Genomic DNA, 16,238 nt, shown 5'->3' on the forward strand with positions numbered 1-16,238 from the left:
TTTGCAGACCGTTTATTATTTTACTAGTAGAGGCAAGTGCATGCTATGATTACGAGCAGGATAAACAGTACAAGGATAATGCCAAGGTTTGAGAAACCGCCGTGGCCATAACCACGATTTTCTGAACTTACATTTGCAGACATATATGGGGTCACCTCGTTTCCGTAGTGTTAGAAGGATGAATGCAAACAGCTGAGCTTAGCTGTTCTAACTAGTCACCTGTCATAATACAGCATATGACATGATGGGGAATTAGCCCTGTGCATTTACCTATGCCTACGAAAAATGGGTGCGGGAAGAAAGTGAACGGGAAATTCGCAGCGGAAGCAGAGCGACTGCTATCATCAATGCAATAAACGCTATGTAGTAAGGCGATATATAGTTGCGAAGCTGTCCTGCCGCCATCGGTCCGATAAACGCACCGATGGAGAAGGCGATGGATAATACGGAAAAAGTACGGCCGTAACGTGCTCCGCCGCTAAGCTCAATTAATAAGGTGGACAGCGCGGGCAAAATGACTCCTTTCGCCATACCGACAAAGAGCAGCATCAATGTTAGAGGTGCCGGTATATCGGATGCAATGCCAAAGTAAATAATGGCAAGAATGAGCGAGCCCCACAACGTTCGCAGATACGCGGATACGCGGTTCAGAAACAGCATGCTTAATGTGACGAGTGCGCCGATACTGATAACGGAAAATAAAAGTCCGGTCGTCATCATCGCTTCCTGCGTTTTGGCAAGCAGCGGCAGCTCGAACGATAGGATACCCTGCGCGCAGCTTATTGCAACAGGCAGCAGGTAGACGAGCCAAGGAATAGGCACTGCAGGTTCAAGCGGCAGCATCGTTTTCTTTTTCCCGTCGTTGCTTTCAGCTTCCGTTTGCTCTACCTTCTGGCGAACTTCTTTAATAAAGAACAGAGCGCAGACAGATGTTACGATCAGAACCCATCCAAGCAGCGTAAAAGCGGTTGAAAATCCAATTTTTGCAACGAGATACGCTCCTGCTGCTGGAGATACGACTGATGCTAGTGTATGAACTAGTCCATTGCCAGCCATAAGCTTTCCTTGCTCCGTTCGATCGCTCGTTATTCTTGCAAGCAGGGACAAGCAAGCCGGAGACAGAAATGCAAGCACAAAACCGCTGATGGAGCGGAGCGTGAGGAGCTGCCAAGGATTAGTTACATGTGATTGAAACAGGAGAACAATGCCGGCTGCCATAAGACTGAACACGATAAACAATCTGCTGCCATAACGGTCAACGCCAAAGCCTGCAATGAGATTTCCAGGCAAATGCGTAATGGAGTACATGCCCATCATGAGTCCGATGAAGGAAGGCGCTGCACCTAAAGAGATGGCAAAAGGTGTTAAAATGGGGTATTGCGCATGCAAATCAAAAAAGGCGATAAACAAAAATAAGTACAGCCAAACCGCGGTTTTCACAGAGCTGACCCTCCTTGCCAATTACATTCTTATATACTTGTACGTCTAATTGGGACAGGATATGTCTGCATAAAAAGGAAACGAGCGTTTACGCCCTATATTCCGTAGGTTATAATATTTTGTAATGGGATTTTGTACGAGGTATAATGGAGGGGATCGCAATTGGATTTTTTGAATTTTTCGACCTATGATTGGGACACTTGGACAGCTTTTCTTAAAGAACATTGGCTTGTGCTTGTTATTGCGCTTATCTTACTATTAATTATTATCCGCATCGTGAAAACTGTAGTTAAATGGGCACTCGTGGTGGCAATCGTGCTTGGTATTGTCGTATATAGCGGCTACACTATGGATGATTTGAAAGAGATTGGCACTAAGGTTGCAGATACAGTGAAACAGGAAGCCGTTAATGCAATGGTAGGCGAAGCAAAGGATGCTACTTTCGTGAACAACGGGGATGGAACCTTTACAGTGAAAACTAAAAATGTAGAGCTTACCGGAGAGCCGGGTGCGAATGAGGTTGCCATTTCATTCCGCGGAACGGCGCTTGGCAAGTGGGAGCTCGATAATACGATACAAACCTTCATCGACCAAGCGAAGCAGAACGGGTAATGCCGATGACAAGCTGGGATCAATTATTTAGAGAGCCGGAGCCAATTGCTATCATTGTGCTTCTATTGCTAATTGGCTCTCTTATACAGGGGATGAGGAGAGGCGCATCGGGATCTGCGAGGCGTCTTTTCTTTTTTGTTTGGGAAGGTTTAGCAGTTATCGTATGTTTGGTACTGGCAGCACAGCTCACGAATACATTGTCACTAGCTGTAGCGAAGTGGTTGACTAGCAAGGTGAAGGTTCCTCTTCATGACCTCAGCGGGGTGGAGCAGGCATGGTACACGCTGCTTACGAGTTTGAGGGATTTTGCATTGCTGCGCTATGGCGTCTTGTTCCTGCTCAGTTATTTACTGCTGCGGGCATTGGCAGCTTTAATTGAGCCTTTGCTGGAAAGGGCAGTAGAAGGCGTTCTGAGGAGCGGCAAGGAAGAGCCTATTGCTCACTTGCAAGGCAGGCGAAGTGCAAGCCGTGCCATAGGGGCTTTAATTGGTGCTGCTCACGGAGCGGGTCGTTCATTTGTATTCGTCGTTCTTTTATTCGTTTATGTGTCCCTTGTGCCAAATGGCTGGTATGTCGACAAAATTTCCGAATCGACGGTTTATACCAAAGCGGCTTCGTGGCTGAGTCCAGTTGCCGGAGACGTTCTAGCAGGGCAAGGACCCGTGCTCGCCCAAGCGGTTGAAGCGCAGTTCAAACAAATTTTACAACGAAAATATGAGATTATTGATTACGCCATCCCAGCTGAGATTGAGAAAGCTGCTCTTTATGTGACCAAGGATGCGCAAACGAATGAGGATAAGGCGAGAAAGCTATATGACTTTCTTGGAACAAGAATTGCTTACGATTGGGACAAAGCTCGGAATTATGAAGAGCAGGGAATTTGGAAGGAACAGACACCTCCCGAAACATTTGATACGCGCAAAGGCGTATGTATAGATATAGCTCGTTTATATGCTGTAATGGCTAGGTCGGCAGGTCTCGAGGTTCGGGTTGTAACTGGAATGGGAGCTAACGGTAAGGGAGGCTTCGGTCCGCATGCTTGGAATGAGGTGCGAATCAGCGAAGGGGATAATGGCTGGATTCCACTGGATGCTACTTGGGCAAATACCGGGAATTGGTTTAATCCGCCGGCATTTGACGATACTCACATACGTGATGCATAGCTTAAAATGAGAAGGTTATGAGGTGATTAGACGTGCAAGATGATCCGCAGAAACGGGAAATTATAAATCGACGTCATTTTTCGTTTCGATTGAACTTATTTTTCTTTATTACATTCGCATTATTTAGTGTTTTGATTGTAAGGCTAGCCATTTTACAGTTTGTAGAAGGGCCGACGCTAAGTGCTGAAGGGATCGGCAAAAGTACACGCAGCGTGAAGATTCCGCCGATAAGGGGCAATATTTACGACGCTACGGGTCATGCAATTGCCTATTCGACTTCGACCCAGTCTATTTATTTCACGATTCAGCCTGAGCTTAAGCTGGAGAAAGCGACTGCAAGTGCAAAAGAGATGGCGCAGAAGCTTTATGACATATTTACAGAGCTTGGCGATCCTGCCAAGGCGATGACGGTTGACGATATTATTCGCCAGATGGATCTTGATTTTAAACGGAATAATATCTCGACTCCGCGGCGGATTAAATCCGGCCTCACGAATAAAGAAGTGGCTTATTTCATGGAAAATCGCACGTCGTTCAAAGGTGTAGATATCATGGAGGAAAGCGTTCGGAACTATGATAAAGATTCGATTTCGGTGCAGCTTGTCGGGTATTTGAAGAAGTTTAATACCGTTCGCGAAAACGTAGACTTCTACAAGGAAAAGACGACTGAGGAAGATCCTACGCTGAGATATTTGGATGAAGAGGACGTTGGCTTCGACGGTCTTGAGCGGATGTATCAGGACGTGCTGCGCGGCAAAAATGGTTTGAAAACCTATCCCGTTAACAACGCGGAGCGTATTATCGGGCCAATGGAAATAACGAATCCTACAAAAGGGTCGGATCTTTATTTAACCATTAACAAAAACGTGCAGTTAACGACGGAAACAGCAATTATGGATCAGCTCAAAAAAATATCAACGTCTACAAACAAATATGAGCGTGCCAAATATGCACAAACCGGATTCGCAGTAGCGATGGAAGTAGATACAGGTAAAATCGTGGCGATGGCGAGTATGCCGGATTATGATCCAAATATTTGGTCAGGCGGCCGAATTAGCAAAGAGGATTACGAGAACTTCCAGAATATATTATCGAACGGTACGATTCGAACAGTCTATGGCAAATATTCAGAAGAGGAGCGCAATCAACATCCATCTTCCATCCTGCCACTTGGCTCGACAATGAAGCCGTTATCCGTATTAGTCGGATTGAATGAGAAATTGTTTAAGACGACAGATACCTACCCGGACACTGGGAGATTCTCGTATGGTAGAAAAGGATATGAGACTTATATCGGCAACTCCCAAGGCAAAAAGTTTGGCTACATTGATGGCGCGCAAGGCATTCAACATTCTTCCAATACGTTTATGGCAGCTATGATTGGCGATAGGCTTTATAGAAGAGACCCGCAAAATGGCGTAGAAATTTGGGACGAATACATGAAGCAATTTGGTCTTGGCGTCCTGACGGAAAGCGGCTTGCCTAACGAAACGAAGGGCGTTATTGAGTACTTTAACGAGGCGAAAAGTGCCAGTTCACAATCAGCGCTTGTTCAAGCCTCCTTCGGTCAGCAAGGGCGTTATACAACCTTGCAGCTCGCGCAATATACTGCCATGCTTGCCAATCGCGGCAAACGAATGAAGCCGCAATTTGTAAACGAAATTAAGGATGCAGACGGAAATATTATTCAAGGCTATACGCCTGTTATTTTGAATGAAGTAAATTACCCGATTGAATATTGGAAAGAAATTGAGCTAGGCATGTCGAAGGTTAGCTCGCAAGGCTTTGAAGGTGTGGATTACACCTATAACCGTAAGACAGGTACGTCAGAGCAACAAGTAAAAGGCCGGACTGCAGAAAATGCGGTATTTATCGCCTATGCGCCTGCCGATAAGCCGAAGCTTGCTGTAGCCGTTGTTGTACCTGATGGCGGGTTCGGGGGTTACGGTGCTTCTCCAATCGCTCGTAAGATTTTTGATGCTTATGACGAGGAAATTGGTTTGTACGGTGTGCCGAAAAAGAAGGCGCCAGCTACAAATGATGCTGCTGGCAACACGGCTAATCATACAGCGGATGATGCTAATGCAGGAACTGATACAGGAACAGGAGCAAACGAATAGTGGTCTAAAAACATCAAAAAGGCAGGTCGGAGCATCAACTCCGATCTGCCTTTTTTGCTGTGCAAATCGCCCATTTCAAAATAAATGTTGCACGAGTGAAACATTTTTGTGTATTATTAAAAAAAAGGCATTAGGTAAACTAAGATTCATAAGGGCAAACTTTAGAGCATATAAAAAATGACAGGGATGGAGGAGGTAGCACAATGCGTAAAACGTACAAAACAAATTCTGCTCTTCGGAGATTTATTATGGTTATCGTTTTTTTGGCGATGACGGCAATGGTAACCTCAGCTTGCGGGCAGCAAGGAACGAGCGATGGGAAATTGAAAATTACGACAACAACAGGAATGATCACGGACGTAGTGAAGCAGGTAGGCGGTGAGTTTGTCGATGTTAGCGGATTGATGGGGGCAGGGATTGACCCCCATCTATACAAGGCATCTCAAGGAGACGTGCGGAAGCTGGATAATGCGGACATTATTTTTTATAACGGCTTGCACTTAGAGGGCAAGATGGCCGAGATGTTCGAGAAATTGGAGAAGCGCAAGCCGACGGTAGCCGTCTCCAAATATTTGACGGAAGATCAGCTGCACTCCGCCCCAGGGCAAGGGGCTGGCATGCATGATCCGCATATTTGGTTCAATGTGAAGCTTTGGATTTCTACAACAGAGGTGATCTGCGACACGCTGATGGAGAAGGATGCGGTCCATGCGGAGTACTACAAAGAGCATGCAGCAGCCTACATCAAGCAGCTGGAGGAGCTGGACAATTATGCGAGAGAGCAAATTGCACTTATTCCAGAGGCAGATCGCATTTTAGTAACAGCACACGATGCATTTGGATATTTTGGGGAAGCGTATGGTCTAACTGTCACGGGTTTGCAAGGGATGAATACGATGTCGGAGTACGGCTCAAAGGATGTTAGCAAGCTGCGCGACTACTTAGTTGAGAAAAAAATAAAAGCTGTTTTTATCGAATCCAGCGTTCCGAAAAAATCAATTGAATCGGTCATAGAAGGGGCAAGAAGCTTAGGCCATGAGGTGAAAATTGGCGGCGAGCTTTACTCCGACGCAATGGGAGATGCCGGTACGTTTGAAGGCACTTATATCGGAATGGTGAAGCATAACGTGGATACGATTGTAGCCGCTTTGAAATAGCACATAAAAAAGGCAAGGAAAGTGAGTGATAAAAATGAACCATTCTACAACAGCAGCCAAGCAAAATACGAAACAAATTGCACCGCTTACAATTAAGGGACTAAGCGTTGCTTATCAGAAGAAGCCAGTGCTTCGGAACGTATCGTTTGAAGTAAGCGAGGGTGAGCTCGTCGGGGTAATCGGACCCAATGGTGCAGGTAAGTCGACGCTGATGAAAGCGGCTCTTGGCCTCATACCGAGTATTGGCGGAGAAGTGTTAGTATACGGCAAATCTTATAAGCAGCAGCGGAAAATGATCGGTTATGTCCCGCAGCGAGAATCGGTGGATTGGGATTTTCCAACGAATGCGCTTGATGTTGTACTTATGGGCCGTTATGGTCATTTAGGCTGGTTCCGCCGCCCAAGCGCGAAGGATAAGGCGATTGCGCTGGAGTGCCTGAACAAGGTTGGCATGGCCGATTATGCGGGCAGGCAAATCAGTCAGCTCTCTGGCGGACAGCAGCAGCGCGTGTTTCTAGCGCGTGCACTGGCGCAGGACGCGAAGCTGTACTTTATGGATGAACCATTTGCAGGCGTGGATGCGGCGACAGAGAAAGCCATTATCACATTGCTGCAGGAGCTGAAGCTGCAAGGGAAAACGGTCATCGTTGTCCATCATGATCTAGCGACTGTGCAAGATTATTTTGACTCGGTACTGCTTCTGAATGTAGAGCTTCAAGCATTCGGCAAAACAGAGCAAACCTTTACGCAGGAGAAATTACAGCGTACTTACGGCGGCAGACTGGCGTTTCTTGATCGCAGCATGCAGTCTCCGTCACGTTTTGACGGAAAGGGTGAGTAATTCATGGATAGAATATGGTTGATGCTGACCGATCCGAATATGCAATGGATTTTTCTAGGCTGTACACTGCTTGGCTTAAGCAGTGGAGTGATCGGCTGCTTCTCGTATCTTCGGAAACAAAGCTTAATGGGCGATACGTTAGCCCATGCGGCATTGCCAGGCATATGCATTGCATTCATGCTCACTGGCGTTAAATCGATTGGACTGTTTCTCATAGGAGCAGGCATATCTGGTCTTATCGCAACATTCGGTATTGGATATATTACTCGAAACTCTAAGCTTAAACAGGATGCAGCGATGGGGATCGTCTTGTCAGGATTTTTTGGCCTAGGTATCGTATTGCTTACACTTATCCAGCATGGCAGCTATGGCAATCAAGCCGGATTGGATAAATTCTTGTTTGGGCAGGCGGCTTCCATGATTGCATCTGACGTTATTACGATGACAGTCGTGTGTGTGTCTCTTATTACGGTTTGCACGCTGCTCTTTAAACAGTTTAAAATTATTTCTTTTGACCCCGGGTTTGCTAGAGGCATCGGTTATCCCGTAGCCTTTCTTGAGCAGCTGCTCATGCTTCTAATCGTCGTTGCTGTAGTAGCGGGCATTCAAGCGGTAGGTGTCGTACTCGTAGCTGCGCTGCTTATTACACCGGCCGTATCGGCTAGATACTGGACGGATCGCCTTGGGCTCATGGTTGTATTGTCAGGCATATTCGGTGCAGTTAGCGGTGCGGCAGGCACTTGGATTAGCGCATCGGTGTCTAACTTGCCAACGGGACCTGTTACGGTGCTGGCAGCAACATTGCTCTTCTGCATTTCCATTCTATTTGGTCCACAGCGCGGATTGCTTGCCAAAAGACTGGTGCGCCAAAGAGTGAAGCAAAGCTATAATCGTGACACCGATATGCTGCTTGAGGGCAAAGTGAAGAAGGAGGCGGCATTATGAGCGACTTCTGGATCTTGCTTACAGGTGCTCTAGTAGCAAGCTGCTGCGGTATTCTAGGTGTATTTCTTGTTTTGCGCAAAATGGCGATGATCGGCGATGCCATTAGCCACTCCGTCATGCCCGGTATCGTTATCGCGTTTCTGCTCAGCGGCTCGCGCGATTCGCTGCTAATGATGTTCGCAGCACTATTATGCGGATTGCTGACGACCTTTCTTATTCAAATGTTTCAGCAAAGCGGCATTCAATCCGATGCTTCGATCGGCGTTGTCTTTACAGCATTATTCGCCATTGGCGTCGTTCTCGTAAGCTTGTACGCTCGTCAGGTGCATTTGGACCAGGATGCGATTTTGTACGGTGAGATTGCGTATGTGCACTGGAATATTTGGGAGCTTGGCGGCGTGAATATGGGCCCGAAAGCCGTTTGGCTGCTCGGCACAACGCTGCTGATTATAACGTCAGTTATCGTTTTGTTCTATAAACAATTCAAGTTATGCGCGTTTGATCCTGCCCTTGCGGCTGCAATCGGCATACCTGTAGCTATCTTTCATTATTTATTAATGGGTCTCGTCTCGATGGCTACTGTAAGCTCCTTTGAAAGTGTAGGAGCGATACTCGTTGTAGGACTGCTGATTATCCCGGCATCTACCGCTTATTTACTGACAGATCGGCTCGGCCTGATGATCGTTTTGAGTGTAGCAGCCGGCGTAGCTAGTACATTCATCGGCTATGGTGCAGCTGTTTTATTGGATGCTTCAATTGCTGGCTGTATGGTGTGCGCAGCTGCAATATTGTTCGTTATCGCATTTTTGTTCTCGCCCTCGCATGGCATTGTAATCAAGAAACTGCGTCTAAGAAAGTTAGCATAATAATTGCGAAAAGCATCCTAAATGGATGCTTTTTTCATATTTATTTCAAAAAAAGGTGTATAACTGCAACTTTTATCCAAAAAGAAACGTAATGTAATTGGTACATATTAGGAGGAAACTGAAGAGGAGAGAAAATTGAACATGAAAGTGTTGTCAAAATTCGTCATACCGCTAGTTGTTTTTACATTATTGGTAACCGGTTGCAGCTTTGGGGGCAAAAACGAACAAAAAGAAAATGAACAGTCAACGCTGAAAATTATGTATTACGATGAAGGTTCTTTCTTTCAGGAGTATGGCATGGTGTTCTCGGCATTATATCCAAATATCGAAATTCAAGTCGTAGAAAATAGGAAAATGTATCAAAGCGAAAACAAGGATATGGATGCTGCACTCGACAAGTTTATTACGGAGGAGCAGCCAGATATATTGATGCTTGATACCGATCAATACAAAAAGATGGCACTTGACGGCAAGCTTTATGATCTTGATCCGGTTATGGAGAAGGAAAAGTATAATACAGAGGGCTTGATTCCCGGCATGCTTGATTATTTGAGAGAAAATGGCGGCGGACAGGTTTTTGGCATGACGCCAAGCTTTTATAGTCAAGTTATGTTCTACAACAAGGATTTGTTTGAGAAATACCAAATCGAGCCGCCGACCAATCGCATGAGCTGGGACCAGACGATACAATTGGCACGCCGCTTCCCTACGGATGGTGACAAAAAGGAACGCGTATACGGGCTGAAAATGGGCTACAGCGAAGATTTATTTGAAATGGCAAGCATTCTTGCTAATTCAGAGAACGTTAATTATGTGAATGCTTCGCAAAAACAAATGACGATAAACACAGATTCATGGAAAAATGCATTTAAGCAAGCGATTGACGCATTGGATTCGAACGCGCTTTATTTTGATAGCATGCGTAATCAAGGTGGCGACGAACCGATGTCGCAAACCTATGAGGACTATTTGTTAAGCGATCCCTTCATAGCGGGCCGATTGGCGATGACGATGGGCGATATTAATTTCATCAATCAAATCAAGCAAGCGGCTGAGAATGAGAAAGTAAAAGATAAGATCGTGAAAAACTGGGATATTGTAACGGTTCCGGTTGGACAACAAAATCCGGATCAATCAAGCATGATGTCTTTCAACAACATTTTCTCCATTCGCTCGGAATCACCAAGTAAGGACGCTGCGTGGAAATTCCTTAGCTATGTAACGAGTGAGGACTTTGCAAGAGTCAAGTCGAAGTCGAACAATTATAATGGCTTGCCCGTCCGCACTAAATATATTACGGATACAGAAGGGCATAATTTTGCGGCATTTTATGATTTGAAGCCAAGTACATTTAATAGCTATAAGGATTTTGACAAGCTGCCACAAAGCTTCTGGGGAGAATTTAGAGGGGCAGCCAGCCAAGAGCTTGAAAAAGTGAAGAAAAAGGAACAGGAACTCGATGCGGCGCTTGATATTTTGCAGGTGAAAGGCCAAGAAATGCTGTTGAAGGAAGATCCTGTACCTACTGAAGGTGCTGAAGGAGCTGGAACTACGGAAAGCAGTGGATCTGTTACTACCATTGAAACAACGGAGTAAGTTAAAAGATGGGGAGCATGCTTACGCAAATTAGCGGAGGCTGCTCCTTTTTTCTGAGCAAGTATGATGAATTCGTGTTTTTTAGAGTGACTTTCATTTGGAATCTGTCGTAAATGTGCTAAAATAATTTACTAGTTAGGTACAACAACGATACGGCATTTACGAGGAGGCACAATATTGGGAGATTATAAATTGCTTGCGCTTGATATGGACGGAACATTGCTAAATGAACAGAGTGAAATTAGTACAGAAAATGCAGAATGGATTCAAAAAGCACTTGATGCTGGAGTTATTGTCAGCTTCTCAACGGGCAGAGGTTTTCGCAGTGCATTGCCTTACGCTGAGCAATTAAAGCTGGAAACACCTATGATCACAGTAAACGGCAGTGAGATTTGGCATCGTCCGCATGTGCTTCATAAACGTACTCATCTAAGTCACGTTTACGTGCAAAGGCTGCATGAGCTTGCTCTCGCACATGGCGAGCCGTGGTTCTGGGCGTATACAGCTGATGAAATTTACAATAAAGAGAAATGGATTACGCCTGCTGATGATTATGCATCACATCACTGGTTGAAATTCGGCTATTACACAGAGGATGACAACACTCGAGAGAAGCTGCTGGCTGAAGTACAAAGCTGGGGAGCGCTTGAGATTACGAATTCATCTCCATTTAATTTGGAGCTTAATCCGCTCGGCGTTTCAAAGGCAAGCGCACTTCAAGAGCTTTGCGGCTTGCTTAACATCGAGATGTCGCAAGTCATTGCTGTTGGCGATAGCTTGAACGATATTGCGGCGATTCGCGAAGCCGGCTTAGGCGTAGCGATGGGCAATGCGCAGGAATCGGTCAAGGAAGCTGCAGACTTCATTACTTTTACGAATACTGAGCATGGAGTTGCAGAAGTGATTAGACGTTACCTTCTGAAGGGATGAGAAACGTATGGATATTTTAGGCTGGACATTAGTTATTCTATTATTTGTAGTAGGGATGGCAGGAGCTATTTATCCGATTCTTCCGGGAGCTCTTGCCATTTATGGCGCATTTTTTGTTTATGGCTTATTTTTCTCGTTTAGTGAATTTGGTTTTTGGTTCTGGTTCATTCAGACGGTAACTTTAATCGTGCTGTTTGTCGCCGATTATGCGGTTAGCGCCTGGGGCGTCAAACGATTTGGAGGCTCGCGAGCCTCAGTGATCGGCAGTACAATTGGTCTTATCTTTGGTCCTTTCGTTATCCCAGCACTTGGCCTTATTATCGGTCCTTTTGTGGGTGCCGTCATTGGTGAGATGATTATCGGAACACGTTTTGACAAATCGCTCAAGGTTGGTTTAGGTTCAGTTGTAGGATTGTTTTCAAGCGTAGTCGTGAAGGTAATTTTGCAGCTGGCGATGATCTTGGTGTTTGTCCTATGGCTCGTCTTTTAATGAAATGAATAAAAGGTGGATAGCTCAATGATTAAAGTAACCGTATGGAATGAGTTTTTGCATGAGAAGATTCATGAGGAAGTCAAAAAAATATATCCAGATGGCATTCATCAAGCTTTAGCCAAAGGGATCGCAAGTGGAGATATCGAAGTAGCGACATCAACGCTTGAGGAGCCGGAGCATGGCCTTACAGAAGAGCGTCTAGCCAATACGGATGTTCTAGTATGGTGGGGACATATGGGGCATGACCAGGTGGATGACGCCATTGTAGATCGTGTTCAACAGCGCGTACTCGCAGGCATGGGCTTAATCGTGCTGCACTCGGGTCACTTCTCAAAAATTTTCAAAAAGCTGATGGGCACAGGCTGTGATCTCAAATGGCGTGAAGTGGGCGAGAAGGAAAGAATTTGGGTCGTAAATCCAGCGCATCCGATAGCAGCCGGCTTGCCGGAATACATTACGCTGGAGCATGAGGAAATGTATGGTGAGCATTTTGATATCCCAGCGCCGGATGAGCTTGTTTTTGTGAGCTGGTTTGAAGGCGGCGAGGTGTTCCGCAGCGGCTGTACCTTTAACCGCGGCCAAGGTAAAATCTTTTACTTCCGTCCGGGGCATGAGACTTATCCAACTTACTATAACCCGCAAGTGCTGCAAGTGATTCAAAATGGTGTGCGTTGGGCTTCTCCATCTCATGCAGCAGTGCCCGTACGCGGCAATCATCAGCCGCTGGAGCCCATTGGAAATAAAGGATAGGGAGACTTTGACAGACCATTATGCTAAAAAAAGACTCATTAATTAAAGGCACAATTATACTGGCAGCCGCAGCGCTGGTCGTCCGGTTTCTCGGCTTGTTCCAGCGGATTCCGCTCGAATATATGCTGGGAGCTGCCGGACAGGCGGCATTCAACTCAGCGAATACGATTTACTTATTACTGCTAACGATTGCGACGGGCGGCATACCGCTATCGATTAGTAAAATGATTTCTCAGCGCTATGCGCTTGGCCGCCCCGATGAAGCCAAGCGAATTTATCGAGCGGCATTAATGTTTGGAGCAGTGACAGGGATATTGCTTGCCACTGCGATGTTTGTTTTTGCACCAGCTTATGAACGGTTCTCGAAGGTGCCGGATGCAGCTTTATCGCTGCAAGCTATAGCGCCTGCGCTGCTGCTATTTCCTATTATTGCGATGATGCGAGGTTACTTCCAAGGACGGCAGATCATGTCCGCAGGCGGTATTTCTCAAATCATGGAACAAATTTTGCGGCTCATCGGTGGAATTGGACTAGCCCTGATCGTACTCGGCTGGGGCTGGGGAGATAAGTACGGCGCTGCAGCTATTGCGTTTGGTTCTGTACTCGGAAGTATTGGTGCATTTTCGGTTATGATGTGGTTTTGGCGGAAGCTGAAAAAACAAGATCAATCGGAGCATGCCAAATCCGCTATAAGTGTGAAGGATAAGTCGGTAAAGACAAGCTCCAACCTGCCTTATCGGACTATTTATAAAGAAATATTCGGCACTTCCATTCCTGCTGTCGTAACGGCTATGACGGTACAGCTATTGTACTTTTTTGATATAACGATATTTATGCGATTGACGGAATCCTTTTATAATGAAAATTCTGCAACAAAAGCGTTGGCGGATTACTCCACGAAGGCGATGGGGATAGCGGGCATACCTCCGATTCTTGCGATTGCGCTTGGCGCTTCGATTATTCCAATCATTTCCTCGGCATTTGCCTTGAATAATATGAAGGAAGTGCAGCGTCAATCCTCGCTCGTCATGCGGATTGTGTTGTTTACAGGCGTACCGGTTGCGCTGCTGCTGGCAGTAGCCTCTTATTCCGTAACTGGACTGTTATTTACGACTCCAAGCGGAAGCGGGACGGTAGCGATGCTTACAGCCGGAGCGATCTTCCAAATTACAATGATGATTTCTAATTCGATCCTATACGGACTCAACAAGCCTAAGCTGCCGATGAACCATACGTTTATTGGTTTGGCGCTTAAAGTGGTGTTCAGTCTGGCGCTTGCTCCTTTGCTTGGCGTATACGGATTTATTATTGGATCTACGATTTGTTTCGTTGTCATTACGTATTTGAATTTAAGAAGCATTAACAAGGACGTTAACTTGAACGTGCTAGGCGGCAAATGGATTGCCTATTTGATCGCAATTGCTGTACCTGCCCTCGCAGGCTGGGGAGCTGAGTACGGGGTGCTGGCTATTACGGGAGCATGGGCAGATAAGCTTTCCTATTTCTTGGCAGCAGCTGTTGCATCTGTTGTTGTAGGCTCACTTTATCTCATATTGCTCGCTGCGCTTCGCGTTATTACACCAGAGGATGTGCGCTCGTTCCCAGGGCCGCTCCGCAAAATACTCGGGATTGTTTTAAAGCCATTTTACAAAAAAGCGGTATAATCATAAGTTATCATGGAAGAAAGGACACAGCCCTTATAGGGGGATGTGTCCTTTTTTTCGTTAGAGCTCCCGCACTGCTTCGAAAACTTTGAAAAACTTAAGCATTCATTAAGCTAATGTTAAGAAATAGCAGAGAGAATTAGTAAGTTTTTTCCTCTAGACTATATATCAGTAGGATATGGATACATATTAGGGATATGTGGAGAGGGAGAGAAACGAGAGATGAAAGTAAGGTCAAGGTTTGTTTTATCAGTCGTTGTTTTGGCATTAGTGGCAACTGGCTGCAGCTTTGGAGGGGACAATAAGGATAGTAATAAAATGAAGCAGTCGTCACTGAAGGTCATGTATTACGATGAAGGCATGTTCTTTCAAGATTATGGTATGGTGTTCTCGGCATTATATCCGAATGTTGAAATTGAAGTCGTCAGCAATCAGTCGATGTATAGTGAAGAAAATACAGACTACGATACTGCGTTTAACAAATTTATAGAAGAAAAACAGCCTGATATTTTAATGCTGGATGCAGAGAGGTACCAAAAGCTGTCACAAGAAGGCAAGCTTTATGATCTCGATGCTGTTATGGAAAAGGAAAAGTACGAAACCGAGGGATTGATTCCCGGTATGCTTGACTATTTAAAAGAGCAGGGCGGCGGAAAAGTATACGGTTTAGCGCCTAGCTTCTACAGCCAGGTTATTTACTACAACAAGGATTTATTTGAAAAATACAAAATTGAGCTTCCGCGAAGTCGAATGAGCTGGAATGAAACGATACAATTGGCGAGGCGTTTCCCTACGGGCGGTGATAGGAAGGAGCGGGTATACGGTTTGAAGATGGGATATCGCGAGGAGCTGTTTGATTTGGCCATTATGCTGGCAGAGTCTGAAAAAGTTAGCTATGTGAATGCTGGGCAAAAGCAAATGACCATACATACGGATTCGTGGAAAAATGCATTTCAGCAGGCGCTGGATGCAATAGAATCAAACGCGCTTTATTTTGAAAGTATGAGCAGCCAAGCGGGAGCGATGTCACAGTCCTATGAGGATTACCTGTTATCAGATCCTTTCCTGTCCGGCCGTTTGGCGATGACGATTCAAGACGTTGGTTACACGAACCAAATCAAGCAGGCAAGCGACTATCCAAGCCTAAAAGATAAGATCGTAAAAAACTGGGACATTGTGACAGCACCAATCGGACAGCAAAGTCCAGATGAATCAAATCTGATGTCATTTAATAATCTGTTTGCAATTCGAGCAGACTCTCCAAACAAGGACGTCGCATGGGATTTTCTCAAGTATGTGACAAGCGATGATTATGCAAGAGTAAAATCAAAGTCGAACAATTACAATGGTTTGCCGGTTCGCACGAAATATATTACGGATGTTGAAGGGCATAATTATGGTGCATTCTATGAGTTAAAGCCAAGTGCTTTTAATGGCTACAAAAATTTTGACAAGCTGCCTGACAACTTCTATGGGGAATTCACAACGGCGGTTAAGGAAGAGATGAAAAAGGTGAAGGAAGACACACAGGATTTAAACTCTGCACTTAGTATATTGCAGGTTAAAGGCCAAGAAATGCTTGCTAAAGAAGATGCTGCACGGCCGGATGACGCAGCTGCTGGTGAAAACAGCGAAGCATCGTCCAAAACGGAGTAAGAAAT

The 16,238-nt window shown here is 45.5% G+C and carries 14 protein-coding genes; 13 read left to right on the forward strand and 1 reads right to left on the reverse strand.

Annotated features, from left to right (window positions below; all coding sequences use genetic code 11):
• Positions 1-276 precede the first annotated feature (276 nt).
• The gene (locus tag AC1DM9_RS03030; RefSeq protein ID WP_477509048.1) at positions 277-1,440 is read right to left on the reverse strand and encodes an MFS transporter; all 1,164 of its coding nucleotides are present in this window, start codon (positions 1,438-1,440) and stop codon (positions 277-279) included.
• Between the two features lie 162 nt (positions 1,441-1,602).
• Here AC1DM9_RS03030 and AC1DM9_RS03035 point away from each other — a divergent pair, with 162 nt between their 5' ends.
• From AC1DM9_RS03035 to AC1DM9_RS03095, 13 genes are all read left to right on the forward strand, one after another.
• Positions 1,603-2,052 (forward strand): hypothetical protein, encoded by a 450-nt coding sequence (locus AC1DM9_RS03035; protein ID WP_076267507.1) that lies wholly within the window; start codon positions 1,603-1,605, stop codon positions 2,050-2,052.
• Positions 2,052-3,215 (forward strand): transglutaminase domain-containing protein, encoded by a 1,164-nt coding sequence (locus tag AC1DM9_RS03040; protein ID WP_477509047.1) that lies wholly within the window; start codon positions 2,052-2,054, stop codon positions 3,213-3,215. The genes AC1DM9_RS03035 and AC1DM9_RS03040 overlap by 1 nt, the downstream gene beginning before the upstream one ends.
• A 131-nt stretch (positions 3,216-3,346) precedes the next feature.
• Positions 3,347-5,335 carry a peptidoglycan D,D-transpeptidase FtsI family protein gene (locus AC1DM9_RS03045; protein ID WP_477578479.1) on the forward strand — a complete coding sequence of 663 codons (1,989 nt, stop codon included), beginning with the start codon at positions 3,347-3,349 and terminating at the stop codon, positions 5,333-5,335.
• Between the two features lie 203 nt (positions 5,336-5,538).
• The gene (locus AC1DM9_RS03050) at positions 5,539-6,492 is read left to right on the forward strand and encodes a metal ABC transporter solute-binding protein, Zn/Mn family (RefSeq protein WP_477578481.1); all 954 of its coding nucleotides are present in this window, start codon (positions 5,539-5,541) and stop codon (positions 6,490-6,492) included.
• 34 nt (positions 6,493-6,526) lie between these two features.
• Positions 6,527-7,333: a metal ABC transporter ATP-binding protein gene (locus AC1DM9_RS03055; RefSeq protein ID WP_441908328.1), complete on the forward strand. Its 807-nt coding sequence runs from the start codon at positions 6,527-6,529 to the stop codon at positions 7,331-7,333.
• A 3-nt stretch (positions 7,334-7,336) separates the two neighbouring features.
• Positions 7,337-8,278, forward strand: coding sequence for a metal ABC transporter permease (locus AC1DM9_RS03060; protein WP_441876616.1), 942 nt, complete (start codon positions 7,337-7,339; stop codon positions 8,276-8,278).
• Positions 8,275-9,144 carry a metal ABC transporter permease gene (locus AC1DM9_RS03065; RefSeq protein WP_441876619.1) on the forward strand — a complete coding sequence of 290 codons (870 nt, stop codon included), beginning with the start codon at positions 8,275-8,277 and terminating at the stop codon, positions 9,142-9,144. Before AC1DM9_RS03060 ends, AC1DM9_RS03065 begins: the two co-directional genes overlap by 4 nt.
• Before the next feature lie 141 nt (positions 9,145-9,285).
• The gene (locus AC1DM9_RS03070) at positions 9,286-10,740 is read left to right on the forward strand and encodes an ABC transporter substrate-binding protein (RefSeq protein ID WP_441876622.1); all 1,455 of its coding nucleotides are present in this window, start codon (positions 9,286-9,288) and stop codon (positions 10,738-10,740) included.
• Positions 10,741-10,917: 177 nt separating this feature from the next.
• Positions 10,918-11,670, forward strand: a complete 753-nt coding sequence (locus AC1DM9_RS03075) for a Cof-type HAD-IIB family hydrolase (RefSeq protein ID WP_441876625.1) — start codon at positions 10,918-10,920, stop codon at positions 11,668-11,670.
• A 7-nt stretch (positions 11,671-11,677) separates the two neighbouring features.
• Complete coding sequence (locus AC1DM9_RS03080; protein WP_441876628.1) at positions 11,678-12,160, forward strand: DUF456 domain-containing protein; 483 nt, start codon at positions 11,678-11,680, stop codon at positions 12,158-12,160.
• Between the two features lie 27 nt (positions 12,161-12,187).
• Complete coding sequence (locus tag AC1DM9_RS03085; RefSeq protein ID WP_441876631.1) at positions 12,188-12,913, forward strand: ThuA domain-containing protein; 726 nt, start codon at positions 12,188-12,190, stop codon at positions 12,911-12,913.
• A gap of 20 nt (positions 12,914-12,933) precedes the next feature.
• On the forward strand, positions 12,934-14,577 hold the full coding sequence (locus AC1DM9_RS03090; RefSeq protein ID WP_477578486.1) for a putative polysaccharide biosynthesis protein: 1,644 nt from the start codon (positions 12,934-12,936) through the stop codon (positions 14,575-14,577).
• Between the two features lie 222 nt (positions 14,578-14,799).
• Entirely contained in the window at positions 14,800-16,233 is a 1,434-nt protein-coding gene (locus AC1DM9_RS03095; RefSeq protein ID WP_441876637.1) for an ABC transporter substrate-binding protein, read from the forward strand.
• Positions 16,234-16,238 lie beyond the last annotated feature (5 nt).

It is taken from the genome of Paenibacillus sp. 01T431, from assembly GCF_056398625.1.